Source organism: Flavobacterium chungangense LMG 26729, from assembly GCF_000735715.2.
Taxonomy (GTDB): Bacteria; Bacteroidota; Bacteroidia; order Flavobacteriales; family Flavobacteriaceae; genus Flavobacterium; species Flavobacterium chungangense.
This window is the reverse complement of record NZ_JASY01000001.1, coordinates 1-20,830: the sequence shown is the minus strand read 5'-3', so window position 1 is coordinate 20,830 and position 20,830 is coordinate 1. Positions and strand designations below refer to the sequence as shown.

Here is a 20,830-nt window from a genome sequence, read left to right as displayed (position 1 = left end):
TCATTTTTGAAATTTACAAAAGCTATTTCCTACTATCCGCTTGTATATTTTCATCCTCAAAAAAGCGAATAAAAAGGATACCGTCTATCAGGGCTATGGCACTCGGTTTCATTAAAACACTATCATTTAAAATTAGATCTAATATTCTAATCTTTTATTTTAGTCATTTCTAATTCCATTTTAATACCTAATCCTTCAGATTTACATACAAATGTATTACCTAAAATATTTGATATATCTACATTAATTTTTTGCCCTAAAATTTTTTCATGATCTTTATTACTAACTTTAGTATATGTAAGTACGTATTGACAATCTGATTTCCATTCAACAACTCCTTCTAATATCAATCCTGTAACAGTATCAGTTTCTATCTGAACTGTTTCTTTTCTAATTACTTTATATTTTTTATAAATTGGATTGTTATATGAAAACGTTCCTACCTTAAAATCGAAACATTTTTTTTCTTGTGAAAAAGCAATATTTGTAAAAAACAATATTAATAGAACAATGAATTTTATTTTCATATTTTAATTATTTAAAACCCAATATACCCCTCGCCTTTTCCAAATCTTCAACCGTATCGATCCCAATTCCTACATGGGTTGTTTCGACCATTTTAATTTTTTTACCGAATTCTAAATAACGTAGCTGTTCCAGTTTTTCAGAAGCTTCCAATGACTTCATTGGCAGGCTGTAGAAATCCAATAAAGCCTGTTTTCTAAATGCATAAATTCCGATGTGCTGAAAATAACGCACGCCAGCATCCTTATCTCTCGGATATGGAATTACAGAACGTGAAAAATACAAGGCAAACTGCGACTGATCTACCACTACTTTTACATTGTTCGGATTGTTGATTTCGTCCTCATCAGTGATTTCACGCATTAACGAAGCCAGATCAATCTTTTTATCTTCATCATTTTTAAATACCGACAAAACCTGTTGTAAAGGTCCTACTTCTGTAAAAGGTTCATCACCTTGCACATTCACCACGATATCAACATCAAGATTTGCAACAGCTTCTGCAATTCGGTCACTTCCTGATTCATGCTCTTTGATACTCATAATGGCTTTTCCGCCATTCGAAACAATTTCATCAAATATTAAATCAGAATCGGTTACGACAAATACATCGTCGAATAATTTTGTAGCAACAGAAGCTTCGTACGTTCTTAAAATTACCGTTTTACCACCAAGGTCCTGCATTAGTTTTGCAGGGAAACGTGTTGATGCATATCGTGCCGGAATTACAGCTATTATTTTCATTTTATATCTTTTAATTTTTTTATTAGTGAGCCTTTGTGAAATCTTTGTGCAACTTTGTGTAATAACTCTTTCACAGAGATTCACAAAGTTTTTTTTACATGATTTTTACGGAAGTCATACTCAACGAACCGGCTAATAACTTATCATTAAACAAATCCAATTCATCAGTTTTGTCTTTTAATCCTAAAGTATAGAGCAAAGGTAAATAATGATCCGGAGTCGGAATTGCCAATTGCACCGCTTTACTCATTTTTTCGAAATCAATCAAGGGTTGAAAATTTCCGTCTAACAGATAATTGTTCACCGTTTCTCTAGCTTCAATCGCCCAGTCGAAACCATAATTGTCTTTATCAAAATTCCTGAAATCAACCAATCGTAAATTATGAACTATATTACCGCTTCCAATAATCAAAACGCCTTTATAACGAAGTGATTGTAATTTCTTTGCCAGTTCAAAATGATACTGACCTGATTTGGTATAATCAATACTCAACTGAATTACCGGAACATCAGCATTTGGATACAAATGTTTAATTACGCTCCAAGCTCCATGATCTAAACCCCAGTGTTCGTCTAAATCGACCAAAACCGGATCTAATATTTCCTGGGTTTCCAAAGCCAGTTCAGGACTTCCTTTTGCAGGATACTGCACATCAAAAAGCGCCTGCGGAAAACCTCCAAAATCATGAATTGTTCTTGGCATCTGCATCGAAGTCACTTTTGTACCGTTGGTAAACCAATGTGCCGAAACACACAATATTGCATTGGGCTGCGGCAACGTTTTGGCCAGATTACGAAAACCGGTCACAAACTGATTTTCTTCAATAGCATTCATCGGGCTTCCATGTCCAAGAAACAAAACCGGCATTTTATCTGTATTCGAAAACGTTGACGAAATCGAATGTAAATCGTTTAGTGTTGTCATTGTTTTAGTTTTAAATCACTTAACAAATGATTATAGCTTTTCAGGTTATTAGAATTACTATCATAAACTTTAATTACCAAAGTTGAATCAGCATTTACTATTGAAAACGAATCTCCTGAATGCCCAGGAAATCTTTCCTTAACCTTAGCTTCAATCATCCTTTTCATGTATGAAATTATAGATTCTTTATCAGATTCTGTAAGTTTTATTGTTTTTTGAACAACTATTGTTTGCAAATTAAGCCCTTTTGAATCCTGCTTATCACAATCAATACTGGTTTTGGTATAATTCAGGAAATAATCTTTATAATTAGTTTCTTTAGAAAATATCTTCAAGTCTTCTTGGTGACCTCCACATTCACTAAAAGAAGCACTAATTTTAAAATTGGCATCTACGCCAGAAGCTCCTAAATAAATTGGATCAAAAAAATCTACGGCCTTATTCTTTAAAACAGCTTTTTTTTCTTGATGTTTTTCACAACAACTGAAACTTATTAATAAAATGATTAATGTGATTCTTTTCATTTTACAACTGAAATAAAATTCGTGAATTCGTGGCTAATAAAACTATTCTTCAAAACTCTCATCTTTAAATCCTATCAAATATAGCTTATTTTTGGCACGTGTCATAGCGGTATAAAGCCATCTGATGTAGTCACGGTCTATTCCGTTTGGGAGATATGGCTGTTCTATAAAAACAGTATTCCACTGTCCTCCCTGAGATTTGTGACAGGTTATGGCGTAAGAAAATTTAACCTGCAGTCCATTAAAATATTCGTTCTCTTTTACTTTTTGGAATCTTTTGTACTTAGTTGGTTCGTCTTCATAGTCCTTCATCACTTCTTCATACAAACGATTTGACTCTTCATACGTTAAAGACGGCGATTCACTTTTTATAGTATCCAACAGTAAAACCGTTTCAAAAGGTTTCTGATCCGGATAATCGACCATTCTGATTTTGACTTTTGCAAAAGTAAATCCGTATAACTCTTTGATTCCGAAAAGTTCCAGAACCTCAATAATATCTCCATTCGCAATAAATCCGGCTTCATCGGTTTCTTTTAGCCAGAAATAATTATTCTTTACCACCATCAAAAAATCTCCCACCGAAAGTTCGCTTTCTTTAAACAATATTCGGGTTCGGATCTGTTCATTGTACTGATTTGCCCTTTTATTAGAACGTACTATAAAAGCAGTGTCTTCAATACTGTAATTGCTGTATGCGGTATTAATTGCATCCTGAATATCGTAACCGTCTGTTAATCTTACAATATCTTTAAACTTCTTGACATTAAACCTGAATTCAGTAATAAACGATTCTTTCAATAGTTCACGTAATTCGGTAGCATTAAATAAAATGCCTGAACTTTCTTCCTGACGCATTACTTCGTCCAGTTCAATATGTTCAATTTCTTTATCATAATGGATTCCCAAAGTCTGAATATCCAAAGCCGGGCTAATATCTAAATTTACCGGAGGCAGCTGTGCTGTGTCTCCCAAAAGAATCATTTTGCAGTTGGTTCCGGAATACACATAATTAATCAAATCATCCAAAAGAGAGCCGCTATCCAGCGAACTGTCTGAAATCATCGATGCCTCATCGACAATAAAAATGGTATTTTTATGTTTATTGACCTGTTTGGTAAAAGCTACTCCTCCACCCGATGACTTCTTTGGAAAATATATTTTTTTATGAATTGTAAAAGCTGGTGTATTCGAATAATTGGCAATTACTTTTGCCGCACGACCCGTTGGCGCCAGCAAAACAAATTTCTTATTGATATCGCCAAGATTATTTACAATGGTCGAAATCACGGTTGTTTTACCCGTTCCGGCATATCCTTTTAGTACAAAAATGGTATCGTTTTGAGGTTCGGTTAAAAAAATGGCAATTTTCTGAAAAAAAATATCCTGTTTGTAAGTTGGTGCAAAGGGAAATCTTTTTTGCAGAACACTATAAAATAATGCTGAATTCATAAGGTAAAATTGAAACACAAAGTACGTTCTTTTAAATGGCAATGTCAATGTCAAAAATCAATGTCAATAGCAATATCAAAATTCAATGACATCTCCAAGAAACAACTCTGAAAGCATTGATAGTTTGAAAATTATACCAATATCAAGTTTGAAATTAAATTTAATCATTTTAGATATTTAATTTTTACGGAAAAACATTAGAATTAATTTAGCTTTTTGAAATTAACTTTTGACATTGACTTTTGACATTGACTTTTGATATTGCATTTTGACATTGACATTGATTTTTGACATTGATATTGTTATTTATTTTATTTGTAAGTTTGTGTTCGAATTAAATTTTTCCCTGAAACTGCAACAGGCAAGGATCGTAAATAAAATTATGGCATTTCAAAGCACCAATATTACATCAAAACTTTATAAAAAACTTTCTATTCAGGTTTCCCTGTCTGGTTTTTCTTTTTGTTGTTTCGATACATTGAATAATACTATCACTACGTTTAATGAAGTTCAATTTAACACTTCAAAAAAGACAATTACAATAGAAGAATCTTATGCAGAAGCTTTTAAAAAATTTCCGGAACTAAAGGATTCTTATGACGAAATTATGGTCATTCATAATAACAATCTTTCGACTTTTGTCCCTTCCGCACTTTTTGATGAGGATTATATGGGGAGTTATTTACAATACACTACAAAAGTTTTTGAAACCGATTTTTTTACTTACGATAAAATTTCAAATTACGAAATGAATGCTGTATACATTCCGTATGTAAACATCAATAACTTCCTGATTGACAATGTTGGATCGTTTGATTATAAACATGTTAACAGTATTTTGGTCGAAAAAATTCTTGAAGCCTCAAAGAATAATGATAACAAAAAGATGATCGTCAATTTTAATCCCGATTATTTTGAAATTATTGTAGTTCAAAATCAAAAACTACTGTTATTCAATTCTTTTGAATATCAGACCCCGGAAGATTTTATTTATTATTTACTTTTTACAGCCGAGCAATTGAGTTTAAATCCGGAAGTTTTTCCACTCGAATTATTGGGTACTATTAATAAAAATGACCCATTTTATGCCATTGCTTATAAGTACATTCGAAATGTATCCTTTTTGGATGTAAGCCCTTTGCAACAAAAAAACAGCTTCACAACTGCCGAGAATCAAAAACATTATATCTTATTTCAATCATGAGAATCATTTCTGGAAAATACAAAGGACGCCGCATTTTTCCGCCAAAAAACCTTCCTGTAAGACCAACGACTGACATGAGCAAAGAAGCATTATTTAATGTTTTGAACAATCATTTTAGTTTTGATGGCTTAAAGGTTTTGGATTTATTTTCAGGAACCGGCAATATCAGTTATGAATTTGCTTCACGCGGAAGCGCCCCAATTACATCTGTTGATGGCGATTTTGGGTGCGTAAAATTTATCAAACAAGTTGCATCAGAATATGATTTTAATATTGCTGCAACCAAAAGTGATGTTTATAAATTTCTAGAGAACTGCAAAACTTCCTATGATATTGTTTTTGCCGATCCGCCTTACGGATTAGATCAGGCTGCTTTTGAAAAAATTGTTCTGACAGTTTTCGAAAGAGAATTACTTCATGAAGACGGAATGATGATTATAGAACATTCTAAGTATACCAAAATGGATCATTTGAGTAATTTTTCTTTTCAGAAAAGTTATGGCGGTTCCTTTTTTAGTTTCTTTGAATTGAATTCAACAGATGACGATGAAGAACTTCCGGGCAATTTATCAGCAAAAGACACAGAAGATGATGAAGGATAATTTGTATGTTTACTTAGGGTAATGAAAATAAATTAGTTGCTTTATAATTACCCAAAAACTAAACATACAAAACAGACTACTTAAGTCTTTTTACTCCAAAATAATATTTAAATTCTACTCCATAAACCCCCATATTATCTGTAGGTTCTTTTCCTGGATTTAATTTATCAAAAGAGTTAGAAACGCGAATAGTATTATAACATACGTTGATTGCTAAAGAATTTGAATACCAGGTGTCAAAATTAATAACAACTCCTGCACCCAATCCGAAATTATGGGATGAAACGGATAAACTTCTTTCGGTTATTCGAGAACCTATTGTATTATTACCACTAGTTTCTCTGACATTAATTAATGAGTACATATACTTTGGAAGTATTTGTATATAACCACCGTAGGGATCTTCATGATCACCCAAAAGTATTTTAGGACAGAAACTAAAATTTACAGTAGAGAATGATCTGTCAGTAGCACTTATAACATTTCCTAAATCAATTGAATCTACGTTATCTTTATACTTGCCATACATATAATTCACTTCTATTTCCGGTGATAAAAAACCGGCTACTTTATATTCTAAACCTGCTGAAAGACTTAATGCAGTAGATGATTGTAAATCTTTTTCAAACGAATACAAATGAACAAAACCTCCAATTCCAACAAAAGGACGCAATTCTTGTGCGGTACTATTTAAGGCTGTAAATAAAATAAAATAAATAAAAATGTTTCCTTTCATCTGGACTTTAAAATTAATCGCAGCAAAAGTAAGATTTAAACAACACTAATAATAAAACGCAAAACATTTTCTCAGGAATTATCCTGAAATCATATAAGCTTCTAAAACAATTGTATAACAACAATTAGCAATTCTAAGATAAATTTGTAGTAAACCTTAAAAACATATTACCATGAACCTAAAAAGATTTTTCGGAGGTTTACTTACCATTCTTGGTATTGTAGGCCTGATTTATACAGCTGTCATATTTGCCGGTACATCTGGCGAAACAAGGGATATCAAGTCACTAATTATTTATGGCATACTTGGAATTGTATTTTTTATGTCAGGAATTAGCCTGGTACGTACAACAAAAGACGAATCGTAGTTTTTTACGAAAAACTAAAAATCAAAAATTATTTCTCGCAGATATAAACGATGTTTTATCTACTCAATCAGCATAATCTGCGAGAAACAATAAATGACAGCCAATTTTTTAAAGTACTGCTTCTACAGTAGTTTCCAGATTCAGATCTGTAAAATCACGTTCTGTTTTTGAGATAATAATCGTCGCCACGGTATTTCCTATTAAATTTGTAATCGCCCTGGCTTCACTCATAAATTTATCCACTCCAAGTAAAAATGCCAGACCTTCTACAGGAATTTTATGGATTGCCGTTAAAGTCGAGGCCAAAACTATAAATCCGCTTCCGGTAACACCCGCCGCACCTTTGGAAGTAATCATCAAAATTCCGATAACGGTCAGAATCTCGAAAAAACTCAAATGCACATCGTATAACTGAGCGAGGAAAATAACCGACATCGACAAATAAATCGAAGTACCATCCAAATTAAAAGAATAACCTGTCGGAATAACCAAACCAACTACCGATTTACTACAGCCCATACGTTCCAGCTTCATCATAATACTTGGCAGTGCAGCTTCAGATGATGACGTCCCCAAAACCAATAGGAGTTCTTCTTTAATATATTTTAAAATCGAAAGAATACTGATTTTATAATACTTCAGAATGCTTCCCAAAATCAAAAACACAAACAAAGCCATCGTCAAATAAACACAAAGCATCAATTTACCAAGCGGAATCAATGTCTCGAGACCAAATTTACCAATTGTATACGCCATTCCGCCAAAAGCACCAATTGGAGCCAAATACATCACATATTTCAAACCTGTAAATACGACATTCGAAACCCGTTCAAGAATCAGGATTGTCTGTTCTCTTTTTTGATAAAAATTTAATGCTATTCCACAAACAATTGCAGCCAGTAAGACCTGCAAAGTAAAATTCGAAAGAAAAAACTGCAGCCATGAAAAATTTTCTGCTGCACCTTTTGTATACTGACTTGCATCGCCAATCGCTAACCCCGATTTATCAATTTTTCCAGGCTGAAAAAAATAAGCAATCGTTACACCAATTGCCAGGGCAACTGTCGAAACCACTTCAAAATAGGCCAGAGCCTTCACGCCTATTCGCCCTACTTTCTTTAAGTTTCCCATTCCTGAAATTCCCAAAACGATTGTCAAAAATATAATCGGGCCAATAAATATCTTGATAAGATCAATAAATCCTTTACCGATTTTCTCCATTTTTATACCTTTTTCCGGCGAAAAATGTCCTAATAAAATACCCGCAATAATAGCGACTAAAACCCAGAAAGTGAGATTCGTAATGACAGCCCGAAAAAAAGATTTCTTGTTTTTTGAAGATGAAGGTTTTGGAGTTGATATATTCATGAAAGTAAGTTAGTTGCTCACAAATATATAAAAAATGCAGACCTGTAAGCCGGATTCTGTTCTTGTTTCATCGAAACGAAACAATACCTTATCATTTATCTAGATCCCGCATTACTGCGAGACTCAAGCTACCTACCCTTCAACAACGGACGAGAAGCCCTTAAATGCTGATATACTTGGTATTTCACCGCATAGAGTTTACCTGGTTTCACTACAGCATTACCTGTACATACTTTCTGTTGCACTTGTCCTTGCGCCATTTCTAACGCCGACGGGTGTTACCCGCTATGCTTCTCTGTGGTGTCCGGACTTTCCTCCCTCTCATCATAAGACGAGACGACGATAAGGCGGTCTGCGGCGCAAAAGTAGCGATTTATAAACTAACAATAATAATTTTAGATTTTAGATTTCCTTTTAATTCGCAATGTTTTAATTTTAAATTGGTTATCTTTAAAATCCTTAATTTTAAATTCATTTATTATGGCTAAAATGTATCATTACGCAACTGTTTCAAAAGCTTTAGATCAATTGAATGAAAAAGGATTCACCTGTGATTTTAATCGAAATGCAGACATGATTAAAAAGAATCCTGAGAAATTTGAAATTGTTCATGTGTATCGATACGAAGGGGAATCAGACCCTGGCGATGAGGCAGTTGTATACGGAATTAAATCGAATTCGGGCAAAAAGGGTGTTTATGTAGCAGGCTTTTCTACACACTCAGATCAGGAAACCGCAAAATTTCTATTCGATTTGAGCATAAAAGGAAGGTGATTTTTCAGGAGCTGTCTCCTGCTGTCCACTGTATCTTTTGCGCCTCCCGATAGCTATCGGGACGGGCACAAAAGGATGTCGTTCCCATCAGGGCTAGGGCTTTAGCTCTCAAAAGAAAATTATGGTTTTCAAAATCAAAGAAACAACAACATTTTATAACCTATGTCATTTCTTTAAACGTAATCGAAATATGTGCTTTTAAAGAAATGACATAAAAAATTAACCTTCGCAAACTTTGCGTAAATCTTATTGTCTCCTCTGCTTAAAACCTGTTTAATCATGCTGCGAAACATCATTATACTGCCAAAGCACATTTATAATTTTCCATTCGCCATTGGTTTTCACAATATGCATATAATCAATCCAGGTATCTGCAAGTAATTTTACCGATGCCGTTTTAGCCGAAACATCCAGTAACTTAATTTCCTTTCTTGGATTTTTCGGAAACTTATCTCCTTTTACATTATAAGTTTCAGCAAGTATCACCATATTTTCGGCAAAATACTCTGAAATATAATCTTTCTTCGCTGCCTTACTTCTAAAAACCGATCTTTTAACCATTCTGGGATGCAAAGCGCCTTCCATCAATTTTGGATTAGGATTATGCTGTGACTCAATATAAGCTAAAGCTACACGCTTAATATCTAATGTATCCTGAGCGGTTTGGGCTTGGATTTTAAAGAAACAACATACAACAGCTAGTATTAACAGATATTTTTTCATCTATATTTTTAAAATTTATTTTTTTTCAAAATCATAATTAATTCCTCCAACTGCACTGTTGGCATTTTTACCACCGACTCTATTTTCGATTCCTCAGAAGCAATAACCAAAACCGATTCGTTGTCCTCTTCATATCCTGCCTGTACAGAAAAATAGTTTGGATTTGAAATTAAAGTTTCCTTTTTTCCATCTTTAAACCAGCCATAATTGGCTTCGTAAATGATTTTATTTTCTGTTATTTGAAAAGTTTCTTCGCCATACGTATTCCATAAAGAAATTCGTAATGTATAAAATCCTATAAGAGAAAATATTCCTATTGCTAAAAAATAACCAAAATGTAATCCACTCCCGTCTGCAATAGCAGAAATTACTCCTAATACAGGAAAAACAAAAAAACAAAAAGCTAACCCAAACATTACTGCCCGAACTAAGATTGGAGATTTTTTTACTTTTAGATTTAGAATATTGTTTTGGTAATTGTATTGTTGCATAAAAGAATTAATTAATGTTTTTTGTTTTGATTATAATTTGATTTCCACTGAAACCATTTTCTCTTAACACACCTATAACATGTATTTTATAATCGAGCCAGTGTACATCATCCTGATATTCCAAATATTCAATTTCAGCAAATAATTTCAAAATCTTCTATATACCTTCAACATTATTCTCTTCATATTCAATTACATCATTTATCGATTTCGATATAGTAAATTCAGGCAAATACAATTCATTGACTTTTGAATGCGACTCGAAATACCTGCACATCATCTGCATTTTTTCAAAATGTTCCTGAGAATATATTTCCATCTAATTTTATGATTAAAAAACTATAAAATATTAATTCGGTCAAAATAAAAACTATATGTAAAAAATTGCAAAAGTAACTATTCAGGGTAGTCAGTATTTTTTAGCCTAATAGATGTCAATTTTAAAAATATCCCTTCTTATTAACGTTAAAAGTAATCCTTTTTATTTATTAAATATGTAGAGCTACAAATAATGGATAAAAAGCATAAAAATGCTATTATTGTATAAAAAATCAAACTATGAAACTAAAATACTTTTTCCTTTTACTGTTTTTATGTTTTTATAATGATTCGTTTTCCTGCGAATGCAAACCAATTGATCGGGAAAATATGGTAGAAACAGGATTAAAATATGAAATCGTATTTTACGGAGAAGTTATAAAAGTAGATTCAATAAAGAGAACTTATACTTTTAGAATCATAGAACTGTTTAAAGGAAAATATAATTCTCAATTCATTACGCAAAAATACTTGGGAAATTGCTCATGTATTCCATCAATAAAACAACTTTGGATTGTTTATGCTAATTTCAATGATGACAAAACTATTGAGTTGAGCGGTTGTTCTCCAAGTACTGGATTTAAACCCTATGGAAGTGACTCTATGCCTCCTCCGCCAGAAATCAAAATTTCTCAAAAGACAGATGATCAAATAAAATCATTGTCTTTTTATGCTTGGGATTTGAAATTTGAAAATCGAAATTTACAAGATTGGATTTATCAATTAGAAAAATTAAGAATATATAAATCTTTAGAAAATCAAAAATTGGAAAAAGAAAAAACGGAGTCGAAAATAGAACCCTATAGTAAATACATTATCATTTCTTTGATTGTCAACATCGTATTATTTCTAGTTTTAATCTTTGTTATTTTGAAGAAAAAGAATTTCGCTAAATAACCAAAATCGACTTTAAACAACGGAACAAAAATCATATATTTGCTATCGAATAAAACAGAATATGGAACAATTTGTAGTATCGGCCCGTAAATACCGCCCGCAGACCTTTAAGGATGTTGTGGGGCAAAAAGCCATTACAAACACTTTGCTAAATGCCATTGAAAGCAATCACTTGGCTTCGGCTCTTTTGTTCACCGGACCGCGTGGAGTTGGTAAAACGACCTGCGCCCGTATCCTGGCCAGAAAAATAAACCAGCCCGGATATGATGATCCAAACGAAGATTTTGCTTTTAACGTTTTTGAGTTAGATGCTGCTTCAAACAACTCGGTTGATGACATTCGAAGTCTTATCGATCAGGTTAGAATCCCGCCCCAGACAGGGCAATACAAAGTCTACATTATTGACGAGGTTCATATGTTGTCTTCGGCGGCTTTTAACGCCTTCCTGAAAACATTAGAAGAACCGCCAAAACATGCTATTTTTATTTTAGCAACAACAGAAAAACATAAAATCATTCCGACGATTTTATCACGTTGCCAGATTTTTGATTTCAAAAGGATTACGGTAAAAGATGCTAAAGAACATTTAGCTGATGTTGCTGCCAGTCAGGGCATCAATTTTGAAGACGATGCTTTACACATTATCGCTCAAAAAGCTGATGGTGCAATGCGTGATGCTTTATCAATTTTTGACCGTGTCGTTTCTTACTGCGGTACAAACCTGACAAGACAAGCCGTAACCGAAAACCTAAATGTTTTAGATTACGAAACCTATATCTCAATTACCGACTTACTTTTAGAGAATAAAATCCCGGAACTTTTGCTTGCTTACAATGACATACTTTCAAAAGGTTTTGACGGACATCATTTTATTGCAGGGCTTGCTTCTCACTTTAGAGATTTACTGGTGAGTAAAACACCTTCAACCGTAGCTTTACTGGAAGTTGGGGAACAGGCACAACAAATGTACGGAGTTCAGTCTCAAAAATGTTCTCAGGATTTTTTACTTAAAGGAATTGACATTGCAAACGATTGTGATTTAAAATATAAATTAAGCCAAAATCAGCGTCTTTTGGTCGAATTATGTTTGATGCAATTGGCCTCTATCAACTTTGATGGAGAAAAAAAAAAGTTGAGCAATTCATAATTCCGCCCGTTTATTTTAAAAATGGAGGGTATTCAATAGTCGAAAGTCCAAAGTCGAAAGTCCAAAGTCGTCCTGCTGAAACTGAAATTCCTATACCTAAAGTTGAAAATTTAGAAGCTGTAACTCCGCAAAAAGTAGAAACAGCTGAAATTCCAGCATCACAAACTCCTGTCGATGCAAAACCTGAAGTTAGCAGTGAACCTAAAGTTTCTGCTTTTTCTCTGGCAAGTATCCGCAAGAAAAAAGAGCTTGAGGTACAAAGTAAATCCTACATAAAGCCTTCTTCAGTTCTGCTTACAGAAGAATTTTCTGAAACTGATATGCTTTTGCACTGGAACAAATATGCTCAGCGTTTGGGTGAAAAAGGTTTCAAAATTATGGAGTCGTTATTACTAATTAACGATCCAAAATTAAACGGAACAGTAATTACACTTGAATTGCCCAATGAAGGTTCTAAATTAGATTTTGAAAGCCAGATTAACGGACTTTTAGGACATTTAAAAGGACATTTACATAATCACGACATCACAATTGAAGTAATTGTAAATGAAACTGTTGAAACCAAAAGAAACTTAAACGATCAGGACCGCTACAACCGATTATTAGAAATCAACCCAAACATTGAACTTTTACGTTCAACCTTTGGATTAGATTTACCTGGTTAATCCATTTTTTATATTATATATTTCTTTCAACAACACCTATTTATTTCTTAATCCGTAAGTGTAGACTTTTTGCAACCATTTTTCTCTTTGCTTTTCATCAGCAGTTTTTATGATGCCGATATAACTTACTTTTACTGGCTTAACACCACAAAACTGCAGTATGCATTTCTTTAACTGATTAACACTTGGTCTTGCATAAACAAATCGGTAATACCATCCGGGCTGATCTAAAGTAGTAATGATATGAGCAGTCTTTCCTTTTAAGAGCTTATCCCACCAAACTGAATTTTCCCGATATTGAAATGCCATTCCGGGTAAAAATAAGCGATCGATAAATCCTTTTGTAATTGCCGGCAGACCTCCCCACCAAACTGGATGAATCCAGACCAAATGATCTGCATTTTGAATTTTTTTCCAGGCATCTGATAAATCAGGTTCTAATTCTGTTCGTTTTTGATAGCCAAATTGCAGGTTGGGATTAAAATTTAGAGACGCAATTGTAATGGTTTCTACATTTGCACCAGAAGCAAGTCCCCCTTTTTGGTACTGCTCTGCTATAGCAAAATTAAAACTGTAGGGATTTGGATGTCCGTTTATAATTAGTATTTTTTTCATGTTAGTCTTTTTTCAAAAATACTAACACACTAATTAAATCTTCAGGACAAATGTCTATAAAATTGCCTTACGAACCCGGCTCAAATGTCTTGGTGTGATTCCTAAATAAGAAGCCAAAAATTGAAGTGGAATCAACTGCAGGTATTTTTGATGATTCTTATAAAGTTCTTCATATCGCTGTGCAGCAGATAATTTCTGAAAAGAAATCATTCTTTTATTTAGATTTATAAACTCTGTTTCGGTCAATTTTCTACCTGCTTCCTGCCAATTAGAACCCGACTCGTAGAGGGTTTCCAAAGCTTTACGATCCAGAACCTGCAATTCTGTATCGGTTAAAGCCTGAATATTTTCTTCTGCTTTTTCTTTGGTGATAAAACTGGCAAACGATGCCATAAATTCATTTTCAAAAGCAAAACAATTTGTAATTTCATCTCCTTTATGATTAACAAAAAAAGAACGAAGAATTCCTTTTTTGATGAAAACAATTTCGTTGCAAACCTGATTCTCCGTCAATAGAAAATCACCTTTTCTGAGTGTCCTAAACGTAATTAAATGGTCTAAAAGATTTAATTCTTCTGAAGAAAAATTCCGGATTGACTGAAAAATAGCTTTCATCAAATTTTAATTATTTTTTTGATGTAAAAATTTTTTCTATTCTTTTATCCGGAACCAGCCATAATAAAGCTACCGATAAATAAGCGGCACCTGAGAACCATTCACTGTAAAAAGAACAAAGAATACCAATGAGATATAAAACAGCAGAAGCATTTCCTTTTAAATCATTGCCTATCGCCTTTGCCAGAACCGAATTTTTTCCTTCATTCATAATTATGACCCTCTGCAAAATAAAATAAGCTACTGCGGATAAAAACAAAACTGCTCCGTATAAAGTCATAGATGCCTGCGCAAATTTGTGTTCACCCATCCATCCTGTAGCCACCGGAATTAAGGAAAGCCAAAATAACAAATGCATATTTGCCCAAAGAATTTTTGCGTTTACTTTAGACAAACTATGTAGCAAATAATGATGGTTATTCCAGTAAATTCCCACGTAAATAAAGCTTAGAATGTAACTCAAAAATTTTGGGATAAGCGGTTTTAAATCAGCAAACTCATGACCGTGAGGTACTTTGATCTCTAAAACCATAATGGTGATAATAATAGCTAATACGCCATCGCTAAAGGCCTCAAGTCTAGTTTTGTTCATTTATAAAATACTATTTCTAAGAATTATGATTTTACCACAGATTCCTATTATTACAAAATCTGTGGCGTGTGTCTTTTTAGTTTAAATTTTACCGTAATACATTGCTTTTACGATTCCGTCAGAAAGTCCAATTTTTGGAACATAAATCTGGCGGGCACCACTCCACTTCATCGCATTCAGATAAATACGTGTTGCATGTATAATTACGTCGGCACGGTCAGAATTCAGACCTAATTCAGCAATTCTTTGCTCGTAAGTTAACGAATTTAAAAAGGCATATTGTGAATTGATGTATATGTATGAAAGCGGTTTTTCCTGTTGCTTTCCTGACATTTTAAATAATTTATTGATATTCCCTCCTGAACCAATAAGGGTAACTTCTTCATAATCTTTGGTATTTGCTTTGATCCATTTTTCAATCTCATCCCAAACCACATCATGAACCATATTATTCAGCAAACGAACTGTTCCTGCTTTAAATGATCTCGAATTAATCATTTTTCCATCAGAGAACAGCGTAAATTCGGTACTTCCGCCACCTACATCCACAAAAAGATAAGTTTGGTCAGTTCTAAGCAAATGATGCAAATCTGTCGAAGCAATAATCGCCGCTTCTTTTTTTCCATCTATAATTTCAATTTTTATATCTGCTTTTTTCTTAATCAACTCTACAACTTCCTTAGCATTATAAGCCTCTCGCATTGCTGAAGTTGCAAAAGCCATATATCTTTCTACTTTATGAACTTTCATTAAAAGGTTAAATGCTTTCATGGCATCAACCATTCTGTCTATATTTTCTGCCGAAATTTCACCAACTGTAAAGGCATCCTGCCCTAGACGTATCGGCACACGAACAAGTGAACTTTTATTAAACTGAGGCTCTTTGCCTTCTTGTTCTACAACATTCGATATCAGGAGCCTCATGGCATTCGAACCGATATCTATTGCTGCATATTTTTTTATTTTAATCATGCTCACTTATGATTTGAAATTTAAATTTTATGTCGTTAAGTTTGTTTTCTGAATAGCTTCTTCAGCTATTTCTATTTTATTTTGGTAATACTTATATGTTTCCAGTTGTGCCCTAAAAGGAGCATGATGATTTCGGGCCTTATATTTATTATCTAATTTATAAGAATGATATCTCACTTTTACATTCCCTTTCCAAGCAATATTAAAATTATCTATCAGCTCTTTTTTAATAGACAAATCATAAATTGGACACGTAACTTCTACTCTTCCATCGAGATTTCTTGTCATAAAATCGGCAGATGATATGTATACTTCGTTTAATCCGGCATTTCCAAAAATATAAACCCTTGTATGTTCGAGGTAATTATCAACGATGCTGATTGCCTCAATATTCTCGCTCATTCCGGGAATTCCGGGGATCAAAGAACAAATTCCTCTTACCTGAAGCTGAATTTTTACTCCTGCATTACTTGCTTCATATAATTTATCGATCATTTTAAAATCAGACAAACTATTCATTTTCAGCTTTATATGTGTTTTTCTACCTGCCAAAGCATGTAAGATCTCACGGTCTATAAGCTTAATAAACTTGCTTCGTGTATAATGAGGTGAAACAATTAAATGTTTGTAACGATGAACCCTGTAATTGATGTCAAAAAATTCGAATATTTTCGAAATATCCTTCAAAATTCCCTGATTACAGGTAAAAAGAGTTACATCTGTATAAATTTTAGCGGTAGCTTCATTAAAATTACCTGTAGATATAAAGCCGTAACGACGTGTTTTTTCGTCTTCAACTCTTTCGATTACACAAATTTTGCTGTGTACTTTTAAGCCTTTAATTCCAAAAATAAGCTCAATACCTTCTGTTTGCATTTGTTCTGCATATGAGATATTGCTGGCTTCATCAAAACGTGCCTGAAGTTCGATTTGAACTATCACTTTTTTACCATTCTTGGCCGCATTTATCAAGGAACTGATAATTTGAGAATTTTTTGCCAAACGATATAAAGTGATTTTTATGCTGGTAACTTTTGGATCTAATGCTGCTTCCCGCAAAAACTTTGTCAGGTAAGAAAATGACTGATATGGAGCGTGTAACATATAGTCTTTCTTACTGATTTTCTCTAGAATACTTCCTCCTAAACTTAAACCCGGTATAGGTAATGGTTCATTTGGTTTATAAAGTAAATCGTATCTTCCTAAATTAGGAAAATTCATATAATCACGACGATTGTGATATCTTCCACCCGGAATTATACTATCTGTTTCTACGATTTTCATTTTATCCAAAAAGAAACGTAAAGTATCTTCTTCAATTTGACTGTCGTAAATAAAACGAACCGGCTCACCAATTCGCCTGTCTTTAACAGAAGTTGCAATTTTCTCAAGCATACTCTTACTCAAATCACTATCTATGTCTAACTGAGCATCACGTGTGATTTTGATCATGTGTGCCGAAACACTTTTATAATCGAATATATTAAAAATATTTTTGAGGTTATGTCGAATAACATCATCAATTAAAATGACATAATGCTTCTCATCATCTGAAGGCAATACAACGAACCTGTTAATTGTCTTTGGTATTTCGATTACGGCATAACGAATTTCGTCATTTTTATTCATTTCTAATCGAACTGCCAAATATCCTAAAGTATCTTTAAGAACAGGGAATTCTGCTAAATCATTCAAAATAATCGTTACTAATTCAGGGCTTAATTTTTGAACAAAAAAGTCTTTCAAATAATTTTCCTGCTCTTTTGTAATTTCATCCTCGGTAATGATAAAAATATTTTCAGCCTCCAGTTCTGCTTCGATATTACTTAGAATACGTAAACTTTCAGATTGCTGCTGAATTACGATTTCAGTAATATCTTTAATTAACTGATGAGCAGAAATACCTCCTAAATATTTTTCGCCGGAAATACCTGAAAGGCTCAATCTGCGGATTGCAGCATATCGAACTCTGAAAAACTCATCTAAATTGTTTGAAAAAATTCCAACAAAACGCAGTCTGTCTAAAAGAGGAACTGTATTATCTCCTGCTTCCTGAAGTACTCTTGCATTAAATGCTAACCAGCTTTTTTCTCTGTCGATATATTTCTGTTCGTGCACGTTATTTATTTTAAATCTTTGGGGAAAATTGTTTTATGGGTTATGCCTTTATTTATAGAATCCCAGCTTTCTGAATCGAATTGTAATGATACAAAACCAGAAGTTGGAACATTATCTATAAAAACATCTCCAAATTTATTAACAAAATTTGTAATAGCCTCGTTATGTCCAAAAAGAATAACGCTTTCTAAACTATTATCACATGATTTAATAACTTTTTCAAGATGTCTGTCGTCAAAAGTGTACAATTCGTCTCTGAATAAAATACTTTCTATTGGATAAGATAAATTCTGTGCGAAAATTATTGCCGTTTCTGAAGCTCTTGCTGCAGTACTGCTCCAGATAATATAAGTTTTTGGGAGATATTTTGAAATAGCTCCTGAAACGCTATGGGCATCTAAAATCCCTCGTTTCATTAATGGTCTGTCAAAATCCTTTAAAGGAGCTTCCCAACTTGATTTTGCATGACGTATTAAGATTAAATTTTTCATAAATAAGGATATTTTTAAATGTAGATACCAATAGAATTATTCAATTCCTAATTTACAAAAGAAATTTCAATAGGCTACGTTTTTTTTATTCTGTTAACATTTTGGATAAATTTTATTAGGAAATTAAGAAGAATGATTTTTTGGGTTCAAAAAAAAGTGTTGTTCATCTGTTAAAATTATCCCTTTATCGATTTTATGAAAACACAAGGTTTTAATCTATAAATACCTGATTACAAATTAGTTAAAACAAAAATAGAATTTAAAAACAGGAATAAAAAAAATACAAAAACCATTTTATTCTTGTTATAATTCTTTTAAAAAAGACAATTTACGTGAGTTATTTAACAAAAAAAACGCACTTAAACGTTTTTTCAGGTTAGTTACAGATAAAAAAAATATAATTAAACCAATCTATATAATTTTGATTCATAGATTTTCTGTTAAAAATTTGAGATAATCACAACACTACATTATTCCAAATCTATAAATCTAAAATGTTTTTTAATCGAATATCCCCAAAAATTCAATTTAAAAAACAAGAAGTCAAAACATTTTAATCCTAACTTAATAAAATTAGAGATTATGGAAATCATTACTTATTTTTTTAAAAACATTAATATTAAAGGCGTTTTGATAGCGTTACTTTTAATGTTTATTACAAATGGCTATTCTCAAAATACGTATGATGGAGATTACTGCCCAGGCCCCAGTACAGTTGGTGATGAGTATGCAACTGGCACTGTTTATAGCACACTATTATTAGCTAGTCCTTCTTCAACGTGTCAAATTGGAACGATTCACGCTAAAGTTGACACTCAAAATCAAGTATTAAGATTAGGTATGGACATTGGTAATGGTGGTTCAGCACTTTTTAGATTGTACTTAGATACCAATAATAATCCTTTGACCGGATTAACATCAGACTCATTTGGAGGTACCATTAGTGTAGCTGGTGCTGAATATATCCTAGAGATTAATTCTAACGGAAATGGCTTTACTTTATATACAGGAAATGGAAATGTTAAAACTCAAACTAACGTTATCCCTCCAGGCCTTGCTGCGCAGGCTGGTAACGCCAATTGTAATTCTGGCGCTACATTTTTAGAGTTTAATATTCCTTTTGGAAGTTTGGGAATTAATATTTGTGATCCAAATAACCCTGGTATAATCAATATTACAAAATTAGCATCTGTTAGCGGGAACTCACCTAATTCAAGTCAATGTATTAATACCCCGCTTACTTTTGGAATTCCACTAAAAGGAACAGTTGGACCAAACGCAACTATTTGTTCAGGAGCTAGCAGCGCTTTAACAATAACCGGTCTCAATGCTAATTCTACTGTAAGTAAGTGGCAATCATCTGTTGCTCCATTTTCAGTGTGGGTAGATATCCCTAATACTGCTGGTTTAACAGCTTATAACACAGGTAATTTAACAGAAACTACATTATTCAGAGCAATATTTTCTAATTCAGGTTTATGCTCAGGAAATGAGATTGCTACAAGTCAAGCAACCATAACGGTAAATGCTCCTACTGGCTGTTCTATTGCTGGTACTTCTGGTCCTGTATGTTTGTCTTCTTCTAATGTTTATACGGCTCCAGCCAATATGACTACTTATGCGTGGTCTTTGCCTTTAGCAACTGCAAATGGCGCTACAATCACATCTGCTGCAAATGCACAAAACGTAACTGTTTTAGCTGGTTCTACTTGTAATACAACGTTTAAATTATTATTAACTACTACTTTAAATGGATGCAGTTCTACTTGTGAAAAAATAGTTACTGTTAACGACACAACGGCACCAACATGGACAACGACAGCAAATGCCTTAAATGTAACTTTACAATGTAGTGATCTTTCCGGTTTGGCAACAGCTCAGGCTACAGCTCCAATAGCTACCGATAATTGTGGAGGAACAGTAACCTACACCAAAACAAGCGGAAGCTTTGTAGCAGGTTCCTGT

General features: G+C 33.2%; 25 protein-coding genes and 1 other RNA gene. 8 read left to right on the top strand and 18 right to left on the bottom strand.

What is annotated here, in order from left to right:
- Positions 1–146: 146 nt before the first annotated feature.
- The 5 genes from JE46_RS00120 to JE46_RS00100 form a co-directional block, all read right to left on the bottom strand.
- Positions 147–527 (bottom strand): hypothetical protein, encoded by a 381-nt coding sequence (locus tag JE46_RS00120; protein WP_031453214.1) that lies wholly within the window; start codon positions 525–527, stop codon positions 147–149.
- Between the two features lie 7 nt (positions 528–534).
- Positions 535–1,269, bottom strand: a complete 735-nt coding sequence (gene kdsB, locus JE46_RS00115) for a 3-deoxy-manno-octulosonate cytidylyltransferase (RefSeq protein ID WP_031453213.1) — start codon at positions 1,267–1,269, stop codon at positions 535–537.
- A gap of 94 nt (positions 1,270–1,363) precedes the next feature.
- Complete coding sequence (gene ygiD, locus JE46_RS00110; protein WP_031453212.1) at positions 1,364–2,194, bottom strand: 4,5-DOPA-extradiol-dioxygenase; 831 nt, start codon at positions 2,192–2,194, stop codon at positions 1,364–1,366.
- Complete coding sequence (locus JE46_RS00105; RefSeq protein ID WP_031453211.1) at positions 2,191–2,718, bottom strand: hypothetical protein; 528 nt, start codon at positions 2,716–2,718, stop codon at positions 2,191–2,193. Before JE46_RS00105 ends, ygiD begins: the two co-directional genes overlap by 4 nt.
- Before the next feature lie 42 nt (positions 2,719–2,760).
- Positions 2,761–4,170, bottom strand: a complete 1,410-nt coding sequence (locus JE46_RS00100) for an ATP-dependent DNA helicase (protein WP_031453210.1) — start codon at positions 4,168–4,170, stop codon at positions 2,761–2,763.
- A 382-nt stretch (positions 4,171–4,552) separates the two neighbouring features.
- Here JE46_RS00100 and JE46_RS00095 point away from each other — a divergent pair, with 382 nt between their 5' ends.
- Both JE46_RS00095 and JE46_RS00090 read left to right on the top strand, forming a co-directional pair.
- Positions 4,553–5,374 (top strand): DUF3822 family protein, encoded by an 822-nt coding sequence (locus tag JE46_RS00095; RefSeq protein ID WP_031453209.1) that lies wholly within the window; start codon positions 4,553–4,555, stop codon positions 5,372–5,374.
- Positions 5,371–5,976: an RsmD family RNA methyltransferase gene (locus JE46_RS00090; protein ID WP_031453208.1), complete on the top strand. Its 606-nt coding sequence runs from the start codon at positions 5,371–5,373 to the stop codon at positions 5,974–5,976. Before JE46_RS00095 ends, JE46_RS00090 begins: the two co-directional genes overlap by 4 nt.
- Positions 5,977–6,052: 76 nt before the next feature.
- Here JE46_RS00090 and JE46_RS00085 read toward each other — a convergent pair whose 3' ends face one another.
- On the bottom strand, positions 6,053–6,712 hold the full coding sequence (locus JE46_RS00085) for a hypothetical protein (protein WP_031453207.1): 660 nt from the start codon (positions 6,710–6,712) through the stop codon (positions 6,053–6,055).
- A gap of 172 nt (positions 6,713–6,884) precedes the next feature.
- Here JE46_RS00085 and JE46_RS00080 point away from each other — a divergent pair, with 172 nt between their 5' ends.
- Positions 6,885–7,079, top strand: a complete 195-nt coding sequence (locus tag JE46_RS00080) for a hypothetical protein (RefSeq protein ID WP_008467912.1) — start codon at positions 6,885–6,887, stop codon at positions 7,077–7,079.
- A gap of 108 nt (positions 7,080–7,187) precedes the next feature.
- Here the strand turns inward: JE46_RS00080 and JE46_RS00075 are convergent, their stop codons facing one another.
- Both JE46_RS00075 and rnpB read right to left on the bottom strand, forming a co-directional pair.
- On the bottom strand, positions 7,188–8,447 hold the full coding sequence (locus tag JE46_RS00075; protein WP_031453206.1) for a cation:dicarboxylate symporter family transporter: 1,260 nt from the start codon (positions 8,445–8,447) through the stop codon (positions 7,188–7,190).
- 29 nt (positions 8,448–8,476) lie between these two features.
- An RNA gene (rnpB, locus tag JE46_RS03080) (RNase P RNA component class A) lies at positions 8,477–8,806 on the bottom strand.
- 121 nt (positions 8,807–8,927) lie between these two features.
- On the opposite strand from rnpB, the gene JE46_RS00070 reads away from it, so the two are divergent.
- Positions 8,928–9,221, top strand: coding sequence for an SH3 domain-containing protein (locus tag JE46_RS00070; RefSeq protein ID WP_031453205.1), 294 nt, complete (start codon positions 8,928–8,930; stop codon positions 9,219–9,221).
- Between the two features lie 273 nt (positions 9,222–9,494).
- On the opposite strand, the gene JE46_RS00065 is transcribed toward JE46_RS00070, so the two are convergent.
- The 3 genes from JE46_RS00065 to JE46_RS23955 all read right to left on the bottom strand — a co-directional run bounded on the left by JE46_RS00065 (position 9,495) and on the right by JE46_RS23955 (position 10,754).
- Entirely contained in the window at positions 9,495–9,944 is a 450-nt protein-coding gene (locus JE46_RS00065) for a nuclear transport factor 2 family protein (protein ID WP_031453204.1), read from the bottom strand.
- Positions 9,945–9,952: 8 nt separating this feature from the next.
- The gene (locus JE46_RS00060; protein ID WP_031453203.1) at positions 9,953–10,435 is read right to left on the bottom strand and encodes a hypothetical protein; all 483 of its coding nucleotides are present in this window, start codon (positions 10,433–10,435) and stop codon (positions 9,953–9,955) included.
- A 157-nt stretch (positions 10,436–10,592) separates the two neighbouring features.
- A complete protein-coding gene (locus JE46_RS23955) occupies positions 10,593–10,754 on the bottom strand; it encodes a hypothetical protein (protein ID WP_157505820.1) in 162 nt (53 codons plus the stop codon).
- A 329-nt stretch (positions 10,755–11,083) separates the two neighbouring features.
- Between JE46_RS23955 and JE46_RS00055 the strand changes: the two genes are divergently transcribed.
- Both JE46_RS00055 and dnaX read left to right on the top strand, forming a co-directional pair.
- Positions 11,084–11,650, top strand: coding sequence for a hypothetical protein (locus tag JE46_RS00055; protein WP_031453202.1), 567 nt, complete (start codon positions 11,084–11,086; stop codon positions 11,648–11,650).
- 61 nt (positions 11,651–11,711) lie between these two features.
- Positions 11,712–12,797 carry a DNA polymerase III subunit gamma/tau gene (gene dnaX / locus JE46_RS00050; protein ID WP_031453201.1) on the top strand — a complete coding sequence of 362 codons (1,086 nt, stop codon included), beginning with the start codon at positions 11,712–11,714 and terminating at the stop codon, positions 12,795–12,797.
- 10 nt (positions 12,798–12,807) lie between these two features.
- Here dnaX and JE46_RS00045 read toward each other — a convergent pair whose 3' ends face one another.
- The gene (locus JE46_RS00045; protein ID WP_031453200.1) at positions 12,808–13,035 is read right to left on the bottom strand and encodes a hypothetical protein; all 228 of its coding nucleotides are present in this window, start codon (positions 13,033–13,035) and stop codon (positions 12,808–12,810) included.
- 82 nt (positions 13,036–13,117) lie between these two features.
- Between JE46_RS00045 and JE46_RS00040 the strand changes: the two genes are divergently transcribed.
- Entirely contained in the window at positions 13,118–13,462 is a 345-nt protein-coding gene (locus tag JE46_RS00040; RefSeq protein ID WP_078228781.1) for a DNA polymerase III, read from the top strand.
- Positions 13,463–13,498: 36 nt separating this feature from the next.
- Here the strand turns inward: JE46_RS00040 and JE46_RS00035 are convergent, their stop codons facing one another.
- The 6 genes from JE46_RS00035 to JE46_RS00010 all read right to left on the bottom strand — a co-directional run bounded on the left by JE46_RS00035 (position 13,499) and on the right by JE46_RS00010 (position 18,865).
- Positions 13,499–14,077: an NAD(P)H-dependent oxidoreductase gene (locus tag JE46_RS00035; RefSeq protein ID WP_031453198.1), complete on the bottom strand. Its 579-nt coding sequence runs from the start codon at positions 14,075–14,077 to the stop codon at positions 13,499–13,501.
- A gap of 54 nt (positions 14,078–14,131) precedes the next feature.
- Complete coding sequence (locus tag JE46_RS00030) at positions 14,132–14,692, bottom strand: Crp/Fnr family transcriptional regulator (protein ID WP_031453197.1); 561 nt, start codon at positions 14,690–14,692, stop codon at positions 14,132–14,134.
- A 10-nt stretch (positions 14,693–14,702) separates the two neighbouring features.
- On the bottom strand, positions 14,703–15,284 hold the full coding sequence (locus JE46_RS00025; RefSeq protein WP_031453196.1) for a TMEM175 family protein: 582 nt from the start codon (positions 15,282–15,284) through the stop codon (positions 14,703–14,705).
- Between the two features lie 81 nt (positions 15,285–15,365).
- Positions 15,366–16,256: a Ppx/GppA phosphatase family protein gene (locus JE46_RS00020; protein ID WP_031453195.1), complete on the bottom strand. Its 891-nt coding sequence runs from the start codon at positions 16,254–16,256 to the stop codon at positions 15,366–15,368.
- Positions 16,257–16,283: 27 nt separating this feature from the next.
- On the bottom strand, positions 16,284–18,374 hold the full coding sequence (gene ppk1 / locus JE46_RS00015; protein WP_031453194.1) for a polyphosphate kinase 1: 2,091 nt from the start codon (positions 18,372–18,374) through the stop codon (positions 16,284–16,286).
- A 5-nt stretch (positions 18,375–18,379) separates the two neighbouring features.
- Positions 18,380–18,865 (bottom strand): SixA phosphatase family protein, encoded by a 486-nt coding sequence (locus JE46_RS00010; protein ID WP_031453193.1) that lies wholly within the window; start codon positions 18,863–18,865, stop codon positions 18,380–18,382.
- Positions 18,866–19,447: 582 nt separating this feature from the next.
- Here JE46_RS00010 and JE46_RS00005 point away from each other — a divergent pair.
- On the top strand, positions 19,448–20,830 hold a 1,383-nt coding region (locus tag JE46_RS00005; RefSeq protein WP_035136348.1), incomplete at its 3' end, for a hypothetical protein.